This is a genomic window from Cytobacillus luteolus, assembly GCF_017873715.1.
Taxonomy (GTDB): domain Bacteria; phylum Bacillota; class Bacilli; order Bacillales; family Bacillaceae_L; genus Bacillus_BV; species Bacillus_BV luteola.
Window position 1 is genome coordinate 226,629 of sequence record NZ_JAGGKM010000002.1, and the last position, 15,849, is coordinate 242,477.

Sequence of the window (15,849 nt, forward strand, 5' to 3'; positions counted from 1 at the left end):
TTTTATTAGATATGACGACTTGAAACCACCATTTCTGTTTGTAGTTTTTTAAACTTGTACAGCATTGCAATTCTCCAAGGAACAATCATGCCAAATGCAAGAATCCAAAACATTCCGCTCAATTCCCCAAAATCAATGGTTGAGCTCAAAAGATATTTCAACACAATCCTTATTACCAATAATCCTACTAAAACATAGATAAAGGCTTTCGATGCTTTAAGATAAATATCATTTCCCTTAATCTCAAAGTTGGAAGTTTTGATTAGCAGTATAGAAAACAGGAAACCTACAGTCAGTGCCTCAAGAAGCTCAAGAGTAGTCACTCTAAACATCGGATGAACAAACATAAGAGCCCCTGTGCTCATAAAAAGTGGTGGCAGTATGATTTTTTTAACATTTGTAGGTTTTTTTGCTGCTCGCATCCTGACAAACATCATTAGAGTTGCCATAAACACTGCAACAATCGATGAAGCAATTACCATAGAATCAGTCCCTTTCAATTTCCACTTCCCTACTTCCCTATATATATCATAAAAGAAAACAGGAATAAACAAAACCATCTACGACGAAACCCGTAAATGGTTTTGTTTATTTACGTAAGTACTCTATTTATTGCCTCCAATACCCTTCCCTCATCAAAGGGTTTGACAATAAAGTCCTTGGCACCAGCTTCAATGGCTTCAACGACCATTTTGGACTGTCCCATTGCAGAACACATAATAATCACTGCACTTGGATTCTCTTTTTTTATTAATTTAACAGCATCTAATCCGTTCATTTCTGGCATGGTAATATCCATAGTGACTAAGTCTGGGTTAAGTTGTCGATATAATTCAACCGCTTCCTTGCCGTTTTCTGCTTCACCAATAACCTCGTGATTAGCTTTACTTAAGATACTTGAAAGCGTTAATCGCATAAATTTTGCATCATCAACTACAAGAATTTTTGCCAAAATAATACCTCCTCAGACTTACAAAGAAGAATAGCTTGTTTAGATTATAACAAAAATCACTGAAGAGATATAGTAAAATAGTCTCATAAAACTATAATTTTCTTTGACGCAAATTAAAAACCAGTGAAACCACCAAAAATAGGAGTTAAGTAAACGATAATTTTTGTCATCCAATCAAAGAATAGTACAACCCCCATTATAATCATTGTATATCCACCAACTTTAACAATCTTAGCACTATTTCTTCGAATCCACTGCATTTTCCCTAGGAAGAATGAAAGGATTAAAAATGGAATTGAAAAACCTAGAGAATAAGCAATCATATATACCATCCCTGATCCTGGATTTGAAGCGGCTAAAGCAATAACTGAAGCTAAGATTGGTCCAGTACAAGGTGTCCAGCCCGCGGCAAATGCCATACCAATTAAAATAGAACCTAGGTACCCTGTAGGTCTATTTTTAAATTCGAATTTATGATCCTTCATTAAAAATTTAGGAGATAGCACTCCAATAATAACAAAACCAAAGAAGATTATTAGGATAGCACCAATCTGTCTAATTAAATCTTGATAATCGTTAAAGAATTGCCCTAAAAAGGACGTTCCGAAACCTAACATGACAAAAATTAATGAGAAACCTAATAGAAAGAAGATTGTATGTAGTACACTTCTTTTCTGTAACATAGCATTATCAGACTTTAATTCCCCAACAGATACTCCTGTTATATAAGATAAAAATGCTGGATACAGCGGTAAACAGCAGGGTGAGATAAACGAAAGAAAGCCAGCACCAAATGCTAAGAATAAATTTACATCAGCCATTATTTAACAACTCCTAAAACTAAAACTCTATAGTTCCTTTCTATTTTAGCAAAGTATCATATACATTGCATGAAAGAATGTTACAATTTTGTGCCTTCCCTTATATTAGAGTATGCTCCCTAAGTATAAAATGATATATACTGGAATACTATTAAAATCTACCAGCTTTTTTCCTTTGAATTAATTACCATTTTACAGTATAATAATTACATAGATTTAAGATGAAGGGACAGGCTGTTGTGACAAAAACTGAAATGCTTGCAACCATAGAACAAAAAAGAGCCGAACTTATTGATATTGTCCTTAAAAACGGACTATCTTCTTCCATTTCTATTAAACATAGTCAAGAATTGGATGCATTACTAAATCAATATAATAATTATTCAAACTTCAGACAAAAAAGCCTCTCAAATACATAAGAGGCTTTCTTTTTTTCCTTTGCTATTCTCCAACAACCTTTTCCAAACCATCTGGATGTCCATTTTGTAGAAGATACATTTTATAATAAAGTCCTTTTATAGATAACAGTTCTTGATGTGTACCACGTTCAACAATTTCTCCCTGATGTAATACTAGGATTTCATTTGCATCTTGAATAGTTGACAATCGATGTGCGATCGCAATGGTTGTTCTTCCTTCTCTCATTTTCCTTAGTGCAATTTGTATAGCTTCTTCTGTCTCTGTGTCAATACTAGCTGTAGCTTCATCTAATACGAGAATCTTAGGAAGCGCAGCTATCGTTCTTGCAAAAGCAATGAGCTGTCTCTGACCACTCGAGAATGTTGATCCCCGCTCAGTAACTTGATAGTCATATTGATTAGGTAGTTTCTGAATAAACGAATCTGCTTGAACAAACCTCGCCGCTTCTTCAATCTCTTCGTCCGTAATATCTTTGTTAAATAATCGTATATTTTCCTTGACTGTACCAACAAATAAAAACGGATCCTGCAAAACTAATCCAGTATGCTTCCTTAACTCATCATCTTTAAAACTCTTTATCGAATGACCGTCTAGTAAAATATCACCACGGTCAACCTCATAAAAGCGCATTAATAAATTGATAATTGAACTTTTCCCACTACCCGTATGCCCAACTAAGGCAATCGTTTCACCTTTTTTTGCACTAAACGAAATGTTTTTCAACACATCTCTCTTACCATCATATGAAAAACTTACATTCTTAAACTCAATAGTTCCAGTATCAATCTTAGGATTTTCTTTTCCAACCTTCACTGGAGCTAATTCATCATTATCCATAAGTGAAAACACACGATCAGATGCAACAATTGCTTGCTGTAATAATGAAAGTCGCATCATCATTTGGTTAATGGGTTCAAAAAATCTTTCCAAATAGTTTACAAATGCATATAGGACACCTATTTCTACGACATTATTAATCGAAGTTATTCCGAAAAAACTTAATACCAGTATTAGTGCAAGAATATAAACAAAATCAATAGCGGGTCTTAATAATAAACCATCTAGCTTGATATTTTTAATCCCAGCTTTATAATGAGCTTCATTTATTTCATCAAATTCTTTTTGGAGACGTCGTTCTTGTCTAAATACTTGAATAATTGCCATCCCTTGCAAGGACTCATTTATCTTTGCATTTAATTGACTAAGCCTCTCCCTCATATCTTGATAAAATTTTGAACTAAAATGTCGATAAGTTTTCATAATGAGAAAGATAACCGGAATCAGAAATAAACAAAAGAATGCTAATTTAACATTCAAGATAAACATTGCAATAAATACACCTATTAACAACACAGCATTTTGCACGAAGGTTGCTATTACACTTATAAACATATCTTTTATTGCTTCTGTATCATTTGTTACTCTAGAAACAATGCTGCCTCCTGGTGTTTTATCAAAAAACTTTAAGCCCAATGCATGAACCTTAGTAAAGACATCAATCCGTAAATCCTGAATAATGTTTAATGATATTTCGTGAAATTTTACTAACTGAAAATAGTTAACAATAACCTTAATAAAATGGACAAGGATATATGAAACACCCAATATAATTAGTGGTTGTGCCTCTATATTTCTTGGAGTTAAGTAATCATCTATAAAAACCTTCACGAATATAGGCCCTATTATCTCACCTATCGTTCCTATTAATAAAAGTGTAAACGCAATGAAAAACTCTTTCTTATATTTCTTTGTATAGGAAAGAAGTCGAAAAAGCACTTGTCGTTGTTGTTTTGAAGTTAATGTTTTATTCATGATCACATACCTCCATGTTCTACAAGTGCTTCTAATTGTTGACGATGATACATTTCTTTATACCATCCTTGTTCATTCATTAATTCATCATGTGTGCCCTTTTGAACAATTCTACCATCTTCTAATACAACTATTACATTTGCATGCGCAATAGCACTTAAACGATGAGATGTGATAATAGTTGTTTTACCCTCTCTCGTTTGTTTTAGGGCAGATAATATCATTTCTTCTGTTTTTGCATCAACTGCTGACAATGAATCGTCTAGTATCAAAACCTCTGGATTTACTATAAGTGCTCTAGCGATGGATATACGCTGTTTTTGTCCACCTGAAAGAGAAACACCTCTTTCTCCTACCATTGTCTCGTAACCTTCTGTAAAACTGACGATATCCTCATGGATTGAAGCAAGTTCTGCTGCCTGTATTATCTCTTGGTAGGTTGCATTTGGTTTAGCAAAAGCTATATTATCAGCAATTGTTGCAGAAAATAAGAAGTGATCTTGTGGGACATAACCGATTCCTTTTCTTAATGCTTCTAATGAATAAGTAGAAATTGAATGCTTACCAAATGTTATTTCTCCTTTATACCCTTCGAACTCTCTAATTAATAGTTTAAGCAGTGTTGTCTTTCCTGCACCTGTCTTACCAACAATCCCTAATGTCTCACCCTGTCTTAACGTTATTTGTATATCATTTAAGGTGATCTGTTCGTCCGAAAAAGCAAATTCCTTGATAGCATAGATAATATTACCGGAAGGTTGTTCATTCAATACTTCTTCACTATCTTTAATATCTACCTTCTCATTTAAAAGGCTAGAAACACGATCATAGGAGGCTCTCCCACGTTCAACAATATTAAACAGCCATCCGAAAGCTAACATTGGCCATATTAATAAACCCAAATATGTTGTAAACGAAATAAGTTGGCCTAATGTCATTTCATCAGTAAGTACAAAATAAGAACCAAAGGAAACTGCAAGGAAAAAAGAGAACCCCACAATCAATGAAATTGTCGGATCGAATAAGGCATCAATTTTAGCTACTTTCATATTCTTTCTAACAACTTCAGCGGATTCCTCACGAAAAGAATCAACATCATCCTGCTCATATCCAAACGTTTTTAACACTTTGATACCACTTACGCTTTCCTGAACTTTATCATTTAAAGATGAAAAAGCCTCCTGAGCCTTATGAAATCGTTTATGTAACAATGTACCATACCAACTTGTAGATAGTGCCATTAATGGCATTGGAATTAAACTAATGAGTGTAAGCTTCCAACTAATCGTTGCAGCCATCATAATTAATACAAATCCACCAGTAACTAAAGAATCGACCAAGGTCAGTACACCTGCACCCGCTGTCTGCTGAACAGCTTGAATATCGTTGGTCGAATGGGCCATAAGATCACCAATTCTACGCCTTTGGTAGAAGGATTGAGACATCTTAGTGAAGTGGCTATATAATTTTTCTCTTAACAATCGAGCTAACCTAACTGAAGCCCCAAATAGCATAATTCTCCAAAAAAATCGAACGATATAAACAGTAGTTGCTACAACCAACAATAGTCCAAGCCAGTTAGTAAGAATCTTCGTTGTTAACTGACCTTCAACAATTAAGTCTACGACCTTCCCAATGACAAATGGAGGGACTAGCTCTAATAAAGCTACGACACACAATAAAGAAATTCCTATCAAGTACGATTTCTTTTCTTGTTTAAAAAACCACATTAAATCTTTAAAAACTCGCATAAACTTTCCCCCACAACAACTTTTAAACGCTTAAATAGTTTATCAAATATTTAGAAAACAAGAAAGAAAAAAATAAAGACACTCAGTGACGAGTGCCTGTCCATCTTACTTATCCATTTGACCGTTCATTGCTTTTAGCATTTGATTGATTTTCTTTTGCGATGGTTTCATTCCCATTTGCATCATCATTACCTTAAGCATTTGCTCATTGATCGGTGGATTTTTCTTTAAGTAGTTCATCATGTATTTACGTGCAATGAAAAATCCTAGGGCTACCCCAGCAAGAAGTGCTAGAATACCTACTAGAATCGGTACCCAAATACCCATATTTCTTCCTCCTTCATGTTGTCTACATTACAGTGTACTAGACCAAGTGTAATTATACAATATTTGTTTACTAATTTCTCTATATTTTATAACATGTTTTCACACAAATTTTCTTTCTTTAATAGGGTTTAACCAACCATGGCGTTGTAATGTGAAATCCATCGCCAAAAAGCAGGAGTCATACTTTCTTAATACTTCAAAGAAAATGGTTTCAGCTTCATAACTGCCAGATGACTCTAGCAAAAGATATCGGTCATGTACTACTAGTCTCGCCTCACTATTGTTACTATTTATCATCAGTTTATGTACATTTCGCTCATTCAGGTAATCTGTTCGTTTTCTTAAAAGGCTATCAATACATTGGTGGATATGTAAAGTAGGAATTGGTCTAGTCACATAGTCGATTTGCTTTCGTAATTGAGCCTTATGTTTATTTTCAGCATTTTCACATTCACGGAAAAGTTCATAAATTTTCGTTTCACGACCGAAATAATGACTAGCAATTTCCTCTTCTATCAAATAAATATGATATCGTCGCATTCCCATCGCTCCCCGGTAATGTATAGTACTTCCATTATACAGGACAAGAAAAATTGATATTGTCTGAAAATGGAGAAAATATAGCACTACTTTTGTCGAAAACACCCGAAAGCGAAAGAAGTGCCAACTATTTACTCTATCATCAAGGTCCGTTTGATTTAAACATGCTTAATGTAAGTAATAATTGGCACTTTTTAAAGGAAATCCTATTTATTTAAAATTTTTCTCATTCGTGCTACAACATTCTGCACTGAGAATCCATACTCTTCCATAATTTTCGGTCCAGGAGCGGAAGCGCCAAAGTCATTAATTGCCAGCACTTCCCCCTCATCACCAGTATACTTTTCCCAGCCAAGCGATGATGCCATTTCAATTCCAAGACGTTTTTTAACTGACTTAGGTATTACTGAGTCTTTATATTCTTGAGTTTGTTGTTCAAAACGATCCCATGAAGGCATACTTACAACTGATACGTGAATTCCCTGGCCTGCTAGTTCTTGTTGAGCGCTGACCGCAAGATTTACCTCAGAACCAGAAGCGAGTAAAATCCCTTCAGGGTTATTATTTTGTGCCTCTGAAACAACATAAGCACCTTTTTTAACACCCTCATAGGCCTTTTCCCTTGTACCAGGAAGTGTCGGCAAATTTTGACGCGTTAGGACTAGTACGGTTGGCTTATCCGTTGACTCCACAGCTAATCTCCAAGCAGCAACTGTTTCATTACCATCTGCTGGACGAATAACTCCAAGGTGTGGCATTGCACGCAATGAAGGAAGCTGCTCAATAGGCTCATGAGTAGGTCCATCTTCTCCAACTGCAATGCTGTCATGTGTGAATACATAAGTAACCGGAAGTTTCATTAAAGCAGCCAATCGAATAGCAGGTCGTAAGTAATCAGAGAATACGAAGAATGTACCTCCATAAACTTTCACCCCACCATGTAGTGCCATTCCGTTAAGAGCAGCACCCATCGCAAACTCACGAACACCAAACCAAATGTTACGGCCACTATAATCTTCTGGAGTGAAATCATTTGCACCTTTAATCATTGTGTTGTTAGATCCAGCAAGGTCTGCTGATCCCCCAAAGAATTGTGGAACATGATTGGCGATAGCATTTAATGCTTCACCAGAGGATGCACGCGAAGCAAGGCTCTTTCCTACCTCATAAGTGGGTAATTGAGTTTCCCAGCCTTCTGGTAGTTTTCCGGAAATCGCTGCATCTAATTGATTACCTAGCTCGGGATATTTTTCTTTATACTGAGAGAACAATTGATTCCATTCTTGTTCTTTCTTTTTACCTGGCTCAAGGATTGTTGAATGGAAATGTGAGTAAACCTCTTCAGGAACATGAAAATCATTATCAAAAGTCCAATTGTAGGTTTCTTTGGTAAGTTTTGTCTCATCTACTCCTAAAGGTGCGCCATGAACTCCTGATGTACCAGCTCTGTTTGGCGATCCGTATCCAATTGTAGTCTTAACTTCAATTAAAGTAGGACGGGATAGATCCCCTTTTGCCTCTTCAATTGCCCTTGAAATCTCCTCAATACTATTTCCATCTTCTACACGGATATATTGCCAGCCATATGAATCAAAACGCTTCTGAACACTCTCTGAGAATGAGCGATCTAAATCCCCATCCAAAGAGATGTCATTTGAATCATATAAAACAACTAATTTTCCTAATTTCAGGTGGCCAGCTAGTGACGCAGCCTCAGCAGAAACACCTTCCATTAAATCACCATCACCACAAATACTATATGTAAAATGATCAACTACTTCAAAACTTTCTTTATTATAGGTTTTAGCCAAGTGACGTTCTGCCATCGCCATACCAACCGCCATCGCAATACCTTGTCCAAGTGGACCAGTTGTTGCATCTACTCCAGGGGTATGACCAAATTCAGGATGTCCAGGCGTTTTACTACCCCATTGTCTGAATCCTTTTAAATCGTCAATCGAAAGCTCATATCCACTTAAGTGTAATAAACTATAAAGTAACATTGAACCATGGCCAGCAGATAATACAAATCGGTCACGATTAAACCATTCAGGGTTGCTTGGACTAATGTTCATGTGTTGTGTCCATAGTGAATATGCCATAGGCGCGGCACCCATCGGCATTCCCGGATGACCTGAATTTGCCTTTTCAATCGCGTCAATTGATAGTGTACGAATCGAACCAATTGCCAAATCTTCAATAGTATGTGTCATTTGTAACGTTCATCCTTTCTAATAAAACCTCTATGTATACTCTACTATCATATATTGACGAAGAAAAATGCACAACTCTTCTTCACTGAATTGTCAAGATTTAATTTCATCGCCAATATGAGTAGTATGCACAATAAATAAGAATACATAGCATAATACCTATGTATTCTTCCAATAAATAATTTAATTTAATCGTTGATTTTTACTCTTTTTTAGCTTTTCAGGAGTAACGTCTGTACCAGTTGGATCAACAATTTTTACGGTATGAAGAGTATCTGTCATTGAATTTCTAAAGGTTTGTATATATTCTTTACGTAATCCTTGCTGCTCAACCACTTCTTCAGGAGTTAAGCCTTCATTTTTTGATTTTTTTGAAAGCTCATTAATTCGAGCAATTTTTTCTTTTGATAGCATGTTGAAAACCCCTCTTAGAACATTTATGGATAGTTTCCATCTTACTAAAGTAAGGTGGGGTTTACAAGCTATCAGACTTATAGAATTCTTTTGCCCTCAAATTTTAACTATACTTTGTAATAGCTTATTCACTTGCATATGTATGAAGTTTATCAAGATCTTCGATGGATTTAATTGGAATGAAAAGTGTATCGCCTGGCTTTAATTGATTTGAGTCTACCCCGTTATTTGTTTCTACCCAAATAACAAAGTCAGAAAAACTAAGGTTGTGCTGTTCTTTAAATGCGTTGTTTATTTCCCATAAAGTATCACCATGATTTATTGTAATCTCTAGATAACTCTCTTGGTTATGTGTTTTTATAGTAGAATCACTAATTGCAAAAGACATAGCGATTAATAAAAATGTAAATAAAACATAATAGATTCCTGATATTTTTCTTTCTTTCATATTAATTACCCCCAACACGAATATTTGTTCGTATGTTTATATTTACAGTATAATACGAACAAACGTTTTGAGTCAACGTCTTTTTTCGAACTTATGTTTGTACTAATAGGAAAATCATGCTATAATCTAGTTAATTAATAGAAGATACGAGGTGCAAGCGTATGACAAAAATATCAAAGAGGCAACAGGATATCTTAAACTTTATTAAAGAAGAAGTTAAAGCAAAAGGATATCCGCCTTCTGTTCGTGAAATTGGAGAGGCAGTCGGTCTAGCGTCTAGTTCAACAGTTCATGGTCATTTATCTAGGTTAGAAAGTAAAGGATTGATTCGTAGAGATCCTACCAAACCTAGAGCAATTGAAATACTAGAACTAGACTCATCTAGCCATATTCCCAAAAGCAACGTAATAAACGTTCCAATTATCGGTAAGGTTACTGCAGGGCTCCCTATAACAGCCGTTGAAAATATCGAAGAGTTTTTCCCACTACCAGATCGGTTTGTATCTCCTGACGACAATGTATTCATGTTAGAAATTATGGGGGAAAGTATGATTGAAGCCGGAATTCTTGATGGAGATTTAGTTATCGTACGCCAACAACAAACAGCCAATAATGGAGATATTGTTGTAGCTATGACTGAGGATGATGAGGCAACGGTTAAGCGTTTCTTTAAAGAGAAGGACTATATTCGTTTGCAACCTGAGAATTCAAGTTTAGAACCTATTATCCTACGAAATGTCTCAATCTTAGGAAAGGTAATTGGTGTATATCGTACAGTTCACTAAGCAAAAAGGAAGACTGCTATAATCATGCGGTCTTCCTTTTTTATGGTTTATGAGATTATATTATAAAAGGCCTCCTAACATAGTCAGGAGGCAGATATTTTTTAGTACATTGACATATATTGTTCTCTTTCCCAAGGATGAACCTGCGTACGGAACATATCCCATTCAATCTCTTTAGCTTCTACAAAGTGTTCGAATAAGTGTTCGCCTAGTGCATTTATGATAACTTCGTCTTTTTTAAGCTGATCAAGAGCTTGAGCTAAAGTCGCTGGAAGATCTTCAATTCCTGCTTCTAGACGCTCTGCTTTGTTCATTACATAAATATTACGATCAATAGGTGCTGGAGGAGTTAATTTATTCTTAATTCCATCAAGGCCAGCAGCTAAAAGTACTGCCATAGCTAAATATGGGTTCGCTGCAGGGTCTACACTTCTAACCTCAACACGAGTACTTACTCCACGTGAAGCAGGAATACGAATAAGTGGACTTCTATTACGAGCAGACCACGCTACATAACAAGGTGCTTCATAACCAGGAACTAAACGCTTATATGAATTTACAGTAGGGTTTGTTACAGCTGTAAATCCAGGTGCATGCTTAAGGACACCAGCAATAAATTGACGAGCAGTATCACTAAGTTCTAAATTACCTGAAGTGTCATAGAATGCATTTTTTCCGTTACTAAATAATGAAACGTTACAGTGCATTCCTGATCCATTCACTCCGAATAATGGTTTTGGCATGAACGTAGCATGAAGCCCATGTTTACGAGCAATTGTTTTTACTACTAATTTGAAAGTTTGAATATCATCACATGCTTTTAATGCATTTGCATATTTAAAATCAATTTCGTGTTGACCAGGTGCTACTTCGTGGTGAGAAGCTTCAACTTCAAAGCCCATCTCTTCTAGTTCCAGTACGATATCACGACGACAATTTTCACCTAAGTCCGTTGGAGCAAGGTCAAAATAACCACCATTATCATTCAATTCTAGAGTAGGTTCACCTTTTGCATCTAATTTGAATAAGAAGAATTCTGGCTCTGGCCCTAAGTTAAAATCTGTAAATCCTAATTCTTCCATCTCTTTTAACATGCGTTTTAAATTCGTACGTGGATCACCTGCAAATGGTGTTCCATCTGCATTATAGATATCACAAATTAGTCGTGCTACCTTCCCTTTTTCGGCAGTCCAAGGGAAGATTACCCAAGTATCTAAATCTGGAAATAGATACATATCAGATTCTTCAATTCTAACAAATCCTTCAATTGATGAACCATCAAACATCATTTTATTATCAAGTGCTTTTTCAAGTTGGCTAACTGGAATCTCAACATTCTTAATTGTCCCAAGGATATCCGTAAATTGTAGACGAATATACTTAACATTTTCTTCCTTTACAATGCGAAAAATATCTTCTTTAGAAAACTTTGCCATATTAATACTTCCCCCTTAAAAATTTTAAAATGTATTGCGTAATCAATTAATGAAAAAATCTAGACATATCACCTTGTCTTAAGGTAGATCTGTTAAACCTTCCTGCATCAATTAATTCTGCTTTTAATAGTTTCCTCAATTCGATATCAGATAGGTCTTTTTTAACTGGCTTATCTTCAATCATTTTTTGTTGTTCTACTTGCTTTTTCATTTCAAAGAGTTGTTTGATTCCAGCTAAGTTTACCCCTTGCTCAATTAATTTCTTAATCTCAAGGAGACGGTCAACATCATTAAAGGAAAACATCCTTCTATTACCTTCTGTCCTTGCCGGAAAAATTAATTTATTTTCTTCATAGTAGCGGATTTGCCGAGCAGACAACTCTGTTAATTGCATCACTATTCCGATTGGAAACAAAGGCATAGATCGTCTCATGTCGTCACTCACAGCAGTTCCTCCTTTTTCCTTGTATAACCACATTATATGTCATGTCAGAAAAAGTGTCAACATCATGTAAGGAAATCTAACATGGTTTTTTAAAAAAATAAAAAGGACAACTTAAGTTATCCTTTTCCTTAAATTTTTATTAACTTTTTAGAAATTAATTGATCTATTGCAGTACATATTGCAATTTTCACATGGGAATATGTTAATCCCCCCTGTACATAAGCTACGTATGGTGGTCGAAGTGGTCCGTCTGCAGTTAGTTCGATACTCGCACCTTGAATGAAGGTACCAGCTGCCATTATAACGTCATCTTCGTAACCAGGCATGTACGCAGGGTAAGGTGTTACATGAGAATTGATAGGCGAAGTATATTGAATTGACTGACAAAAGGCAACCATCATGTCTCTGTCATTAAACTGCACAGATTGTATCAAGTCTGTTCTCTCACTGTCCCATTTCGGATGGGTATTTAGGCCAATTTCCTCTAAAATTGCAGAGGTAAAGATTGCTCCTTTTAATGCTTGTCCCACAACATGTGGTGCAAGAAAAAATCCTTGATACATTTCCTGCAAGCTATATAGAGACGCACCCGCTTCTGCACCAATGCCCGGTGAGGTCATTCGGTAGGAACACGCTTCAACATATTCTTTCTTCCCTACAATGTAACCCCCTGTTTTAGCAAGACCGCCACCTGGGTTTTTAATAAGTGAGCCCGCCATCAAATCAGCTCCAACATGACAAGGTTCAAGCTCTTCCACGAATTCTCCATAGCAGTTATCAACAAAAACGACAACATCAGGATTTATTTCTTTAACGAATGATATCATTTCTTTTATTTGCTCTATTGTAAAGGATGGTCTTGTCGCATATCCTTTTGATCGTTGAATTCCTATCATTTTTGTATTACTCTTCATTGCCTTTTGAACAGCTTCAAAGTCTACAGTGCCCTCTTCTGTTAAATAAACCGTATTATAGCTAATATTAAATTCCTTCAACGAACCTACACCAGTACCACGTAACCCCACAATTTCCTCGAGTGTATCATAAGGCCGGCCTGTAATATATAGCAATTCATCATTAGGGCGCAAAATTCCGAATAAGGAGATGGAAATAGCATGAGTCCCTGAGATAATTTGGGGTCTAACAAGAGCAGTTTCCCCTCCAAGCACATCTGCGTACACCTTCTCAAGTGTATCTCTCCCAATATCATCATACCCATATCCTGTAGACGGAATGAAGTGTGAGTCGCTCACCTTATACTTTTGTAAACTTTTTATTACTCGATACTGATTTACCTCTATTCTTTGATCTACCTGTTTGTGTTGCTCGACAATTTTTTCTTCTACCTTTGATACTAAACGTTTTAAAAATTCCCCATTATTTAATTGTGCAAACATCATTTTCTCCTTTTACGCTTGAAAATTCTTTAGTTGTCCAGTTAGTGAGTGACTAGGCAAAATAAATCCATTACACTCGTACATTTCAGTACTATCATTATAATGTAAATCCTTAAGAATCGTATCACTTTTTAAGCTAGCTAGTAATTTTCCTTCTGTACTAGGTAATGAAACTCGGTATTCGTTCATCATATGAATCATTTCATCTTCTACCTTTAACTTAAGGTCAAGGAGATCATTTTGATCAAATGCACTTATAATAATCGAATCACTAGTCGAACTCGGGACAAAATCAGGGTGTTTCTTGTCTGCTTTATTATAGACAGTAACAATAGGTATTCCCTCAACCTTAAGTTCATCCAAAATCTCATATACTGTTTTTTCATGATTAAATGAATCTGGATTTGACGAATCAACAACATGGAGGATTAAGTCGGCCTCTTTAACCTCCTCTAAGGTTGATCTAAAGGCTGCTACCAATGCCGTAGGCAAGTCTTGAATAAATCCTACCGTATCTGTCAATAAGGTTGTTAATCCACATGGTAGGATCATCTTTCTTGTCATCGGATCAAGTGTTGCGAACAAGAGGTTTTCTTCAAATGTTCCCGCTTCTGTTATCCGATTAAACACTGTTGATTTTCCTGCATTTGTATATCCAACTAGGGCAATTTGATAGGCATTATTTTTCTTCCTGCGCTCACGATATCGTTCTCTATGCTCAACTATGACGGATAACTGTTGTTTAATATCATCAAGCCGTCTACGAATATGCCTCCTGTCAGATTCAAGCTTAGTTTCACCTGGACCTCTTGTACCAATACCTCCCCCTAAACGAGACAACTGAAGCCCCTTACCTACGAGACGCGGAAGTAAATACTGTAGTTGAGCAAGCTCTACCTGCAGTTTACCTTCCTTGGAATTCGCTCTTGAAGCAAAAATATCTAATATTAACTGTGTCCGATCAATAACACGAGCTTGTAACTTTTCCGACAGATTTCTCACCTGACTTGGAGAAAGCTCATCATTGAAAATTATGATATCTGGTTGTAGTTCACTTTCTAGGTTGACTAATTCTTCAACCTTTCCTTTCCCTATATATGTAGCAGAATGCCTTCTCTCTCTCTTTTGAGTAAGAATTGCCACTACCTGACCTTTTGCTGTCTTAGTTAATGATTGAAGTTCCTCAAGAGAATATTCAAAACGTGTTTCATCCATATCGGCTAATTGACATCCAACTAAGATTACCCTCTCTTGCTCAGTGTTTTGTACTTGATTCACAGACTTTCCTTCTTTCCTATAAAATTCATATAAACATCTTAACAAAACTAAGGCAAATAAACTAATTATATATATATATATAATAAACTGTTGCAATATAATGTCTTTGTAGATATTATCTAATATGGAATCGACATCTATGAGTGTATCGGAAAGGAAAATTGTGATGACTTGGGATGTACTAAGTATTATTGGAACAATTGCGTTTGCTGTAAGTGGAGCTATTGTTGCATTAGAGGAAGAGTATGACATTCTAGGTATTTATATTCTAGGAATTGTAACTGCGTTTGGTGGCGGAGCAATACGAAATTTATTAATAGGTGTTCCTGTATCAGCACTCTGGGAACAAGGCCTATTATTTCAAATTGCATTATTTGCAATTACAATTGTATTTTTGTTTCCTGCCGGATTACTTAAGCAGTGGAGAAAGTGGGGAAATTTTTTTGATGCAATTGGTCTTGCTGCCTTTGCCATACAAGGAGCATTATTTGCGACAAATATGGAGCACCCATTAAGTGCAACTATTGTAGCAGCCGTTTTAACTGGTAGTGGTGGAGGCATAATTCGTGACCTTCTCGCCGGAAGAAAACCACTTGTTTTACGTTCTGAAATATATGGGGTTTGGGCCATTTTGGCTGGTTTGGCAGTTGGACTTGGTTTTGCAAGTTCACCATTTGAACTTTACTCATTATTTATTATTATTGTTGTTCTTAGGGTATTATCTTTCACGTATAACTGGAAACTACCACACAAACCAATGAAACCTTCAAGATCATTTCTACACTTTTAAGAGGCTGCTAAGCAGCCTCT

Annotated in this window: 17 protein-coding genes; 3 read left to right on the forward strand and 14 right to left on the reverse strand. The window is 35.9% G+C overall.

The features are described 5' to 3' along the window. Window positions 1-5 precede the first annotated feature (5 nt). From J2Z26_RS05970 to J2Z26_RS05980, 3 genes are all read right to left on the reverse strand, one after another. Window positions 6-482, reverse strand: a complete 477-nt coding sequence (locus J2Z26_RS05970) for a CcdC family protein (protein ID WP_193536476.1) — start codon at window positions 480-482, stop codon at window positions 6-8. Between the two features lie 110 nt (window positions 483-592). Continuing rightward, the gene (locus J2Z26_RS05975; protein ID WP_193536478.1) at window positions 593-952 is read right to left on the reverse strand and encodes a response regulator; all 360 of its coding nucleotides are present in this window, start codon (window positions 950-952) and stop codon (window positions 593-595) included. A gap of 113 nt (window positions 953-1,065) precedes the next feature. Continuing rightward, complete coding sequence (locus J2Z26_RS05980) at window positions 1,066-1,773, reverse strand: cytochrome c biogenesis CcdA family protein (protein WP_193536480.1); 708 nt, start codon at window positions 1,771-1,773, stop codon at window positions 1,066-1,068. A gap of 254 nt (window positions 1,774-2,027) precedes the next feature. On the opposite strand from J2Z26_RS05980, the gene J2Z26_RS05985 reads away from it, so the two are divergent. Next, entirely contained in the window at window positions 2,028-2,192 is a 165-nt protein-coding gene (locus tag J2Z26_RS05985) for an aspartyl-phosphate phosphatase Spo0E family protein (protein WP_319638053.1), read from the forward strand. 22 nt (window positions 2,193-2,214) lie between these two features. On the opposite strand, the gene J2Z26_RS05990 is transcribed toward J2Z26_RS05985, so the two are convergent. The 7 genes from J2Z26_RS05990 to yneA all read right to left on the reverse strand — a co-directional run bounded on the left by J2Z26_RS05990 (window position 2,215) and on the right by yneA (window position 9,698). Continuing rightward, on the reverse strand, window positions 2,215-4,005 hold the full coding sequence (locus J2Z26_RS05990; RefSeq protein ID WP_193536482.1) for an ABC transporter ATP-binding protein: 1,791 nt from the start codon (window positions 4,003-4,005) through the stop codon (window positions 2,215-2,217). 2 nt (window positions 4,006-4,007) lie between these two features. Then, window positions 4,008-5,756: an ABC transporter transmembrane domain-containing protein gene (locus tag J2Z26_RS05995; protein ID WP_193536485.1), complete on the reverse strand. Its 1,749-nt coding sequence runs from the start codon at window positions 5,754-5,756 to the stop codon at window positions 4,008-4,010. 105 nt (window positions 5,757-5,861) lie between these two features. Beyond that, window positions 5,862-6,083 (reverse strand): YneF family protein, encoded by a 222-nt coding sequence (locus tag J2Z26_RS06000; protein WP_193472894.1) that lies wholly within the window; start codon window positions 6,081-6,083, stop codon window positions 5,862-5,864. A 99-nt stretch (window positions 6,084-6,182) separates the two neighbouring features. Beyond that, on the reverse strand, window positions 6,183-6,623 hold the full coding sequence (gene sirA, locus J2Z26_RS06005; RefSeq protein ID WP_193536487.1) for a sporulation inhibitor of replication protein SirA: 441 nt from the start codon (window positions 6,621-6,623) through the stop codon (window positions 6,183-6,185). A 206-nt stretch (window positions 6,624-6,829) separates the two neighbouring features. Further along, entirely contained in the window at window positions 6,830-8,836 is a 2,007-nt protein-coding gene (gene tkt / locus J2Z26_RS06010; RefSeq protein ID WP_193536489.1) for a transketolase, read from the reverse strand. Between the two features lie 183 nt (window positions 8,837-9,019). Further along, window positions 9,020-9,250 (reverse strand): DUF896 domain-containing protein, encoded by a 231-nt coding sequence (locus J2Z26_RS06015; protein ID WP_193536491.1) that lies wholly within the window; start codon window positions 9,248-9,250, stop codon window positions 9,020-9,022. Between the two features lie 124 nt (window positions 9,251-9,374). Then, window positions 9,375-9,698, reverse strand: a complete 324-nt coding sequence (gene yneA, locus J2Z26_RS06020) for a cell division suppressor protein YneA (RefSeq protein ID WP_193536493.1) — start codon at window positions 9,696-9,698, stop codon at window positions 9,375-9,377. A gap of 161 nt (window positions 9,699-9,859) precedes the next feature. Here yneA and lexA point away from each other — a divergent pair, with 161 nt between their 5' ends. After that, window positions 9,860-10,483: a transcriptional repressor LexA gene (lexA, locus tag J2Z26_RS06025; RefSeq protein ID WP_193536494.1), complete on the forward strand. Its 624-nt coding sequence runs from the start codon at window positions 9,860-9,862 to the stop codon at window positions 10,481-10,483. A 101-nt stretch (window positions 10,484-10,584) separates the two neighbouring features. On the opposite strand, the gene glnA is transcribed toward lexA, so the two are convergent. The 4 genes from glnA to hflX all read right to left on the reverse strand — a co-directional run bounded on the left by glnA (window position 10,585) and on the right by hflX (window position 15,039). Continuing rightward, the gene (gene glnA / locus J2Z26_RS06030) at window positions 10,585-11,919 is read right to left on the reverse strand and encodes a type I glutamate--ammonia ligase (RefSeq protein ID WP_193536496.1); all 1,335 of its coding nucleotides are present in this window, start codon (window positions 11,917-11,919) and stop codon (window positions 10,585-10,587) included. A gap of 46 nt (window positions 11,920-11,965) precedes the next feature. Further along, window positions 11,966-12,364 carry a MerR family transcriptional regulator gene (locus tag J2Z26_RS06035; RefSeq protein WP_193536498.1) on the reverse strand — a complete coding sequence of 133 codons (399 nt, stop codon included), beginning with the start codon at window positions 12,362-12,364 and terminating at the stop codon, window positions 11,966-11,968. 128 nt (window positions 12,365-12,492) lie between these two features. After that, window positions 12,493-13,761 (reverse strand): methionine gamma-lyase family protein, encoded by a 1,269-nt coding sequence (locus J2Z26_RS06040; protein ID WP_193536500.1) that lies wholly within the window; start codon window positions 13,759-13,761, stop codon window positions 12,493-12,495. Between the two features lie 12 nt (window positions 13,762-13,773). Next, complete coding sequence (gene hflX, locus J2Z26_RS06045) at window positions 13,774-15,039, reverse strand: GTPase HflX (protein WP_319638054.1); 1,266 nt, start codon at window positions 15,037-15,039, stop codon at window positions 13,774-13,776. 166 nt (window positions 15,040-15,205) lie between these two features. On the opposite strand from hflX, the gene J2Z26_RS06050 reads away from it, so the two are divergent. Then, the gene (locus J2Z26_RS06050) at window positions 15,206-15,829 is read left to right on the forward strand and encodes a trimeric intracellular cation channel family protein (RefSeq protein WP_193536504.1); all 624 of its coding nucleotides are present in this window, start codon (window positions 15,206-15,208) and stop codon (window positions 15,827-15,829) included. The last annotated feature ends 20 nt before the right edge of the window (window positions 15,830-15,849 follow it).

Bases quoted from the DNA above. Each gene is read 5' to 3' on its own strand.
- J2Z26_RS06040 (WP_193536500.1), bottom strand. From the start codon at position 13,761: ATGTTTGCACAATTAAATAATGGGGAATTTTTAAAACGTTTAGTATCA.
- J2Z26_RS06050 (WP_193536504.1), top strand. From the start codon at position 15,206: ATGACTTGGGATGTACTAAGTATTATTGGAACAATTGCGTTTGCTGTA.
- tkt (WP_193536489.1), bottom strand. From the start codon at position 8,836: ATGACACATACTATTGAAGATTTGGCAATTGGTTCGATTCGTACACTA.
- J2Z26_RS05995 (WP_193536485.1), bottom strand. From the start codon at position 5,756: ATGCGAGTTTTTAAAGATTTAATGTGGTTTTTTAAACAAGAAAAGAAA.
- lexA (WP_193536494.1), top strand. From the start codon at position 9,860: ATGACAAAAATATCAAAGAGGCAACAGGATATCTTAAACTTTATTAAA.
- J2Z26_RS05980 (WP_193536480.1), bottom strand. From the start codon at position 1,773: ATGGCTGATGTAAATTTATTCTTAGCATTTGGTGCTGGCTTTCTTTCG.
- J2Z26_RS05990 (WP_193536482.1), bottom strand. From the start codon at position 4,005: ATGAATAAAACATTAACTTCAAAACAACAACGACAAGTGCTTTTTCGA.
- glnA (WP_193536496.1), bottom strand. From the start codon at position 11,919: ATGGCAAAGTTTTCTAAAGAAGATATTTTTCGCATTGTAAAGGAAGAA.
- J2Z26_RS06015 (WP_193536491.1), bottom strand. From the start codon at position 9,250: ATGCTATCAAAAGAAAAAATTGCTCGAATTAATGAGCTTTCAAAAAAA.
- yneA (WP_193536493.1), bottom strand. From the start codon at position 9,698: ATGAAAGAAAGAAAAATATCAGGAATCTATTATGTTTTATTTACATTT.
- J2Z26_RS05985 (WP_319638053.1), top strand. From the start codon at position 2,028: ATGCTTGCAACCATAGAACAAAAAAGAGCCGAACTTATTGATATTGTC.
- J2Z26_RS05970 (WP_193536476.1), bottom strand. From the start codon at position 482: ATGGTAATTGCTTCATCGATTGTTGCAGTGTTTATGGCAACTCTAATG.
- sirA (WP_193536487.1), bottom strand. From the start codon at position 6,623: ATGCGACGATATCATATTTATTTGATAGAAGAGGAAATTGCTAGTCAT.
- J2Z26_RS06000 (WP_193472894.1), bottom strand. From the start codon at position 6,083: ATGGGTATTTGGGTACCGATTCTAGTAGGTATTCTAGCACTTCTTGCT.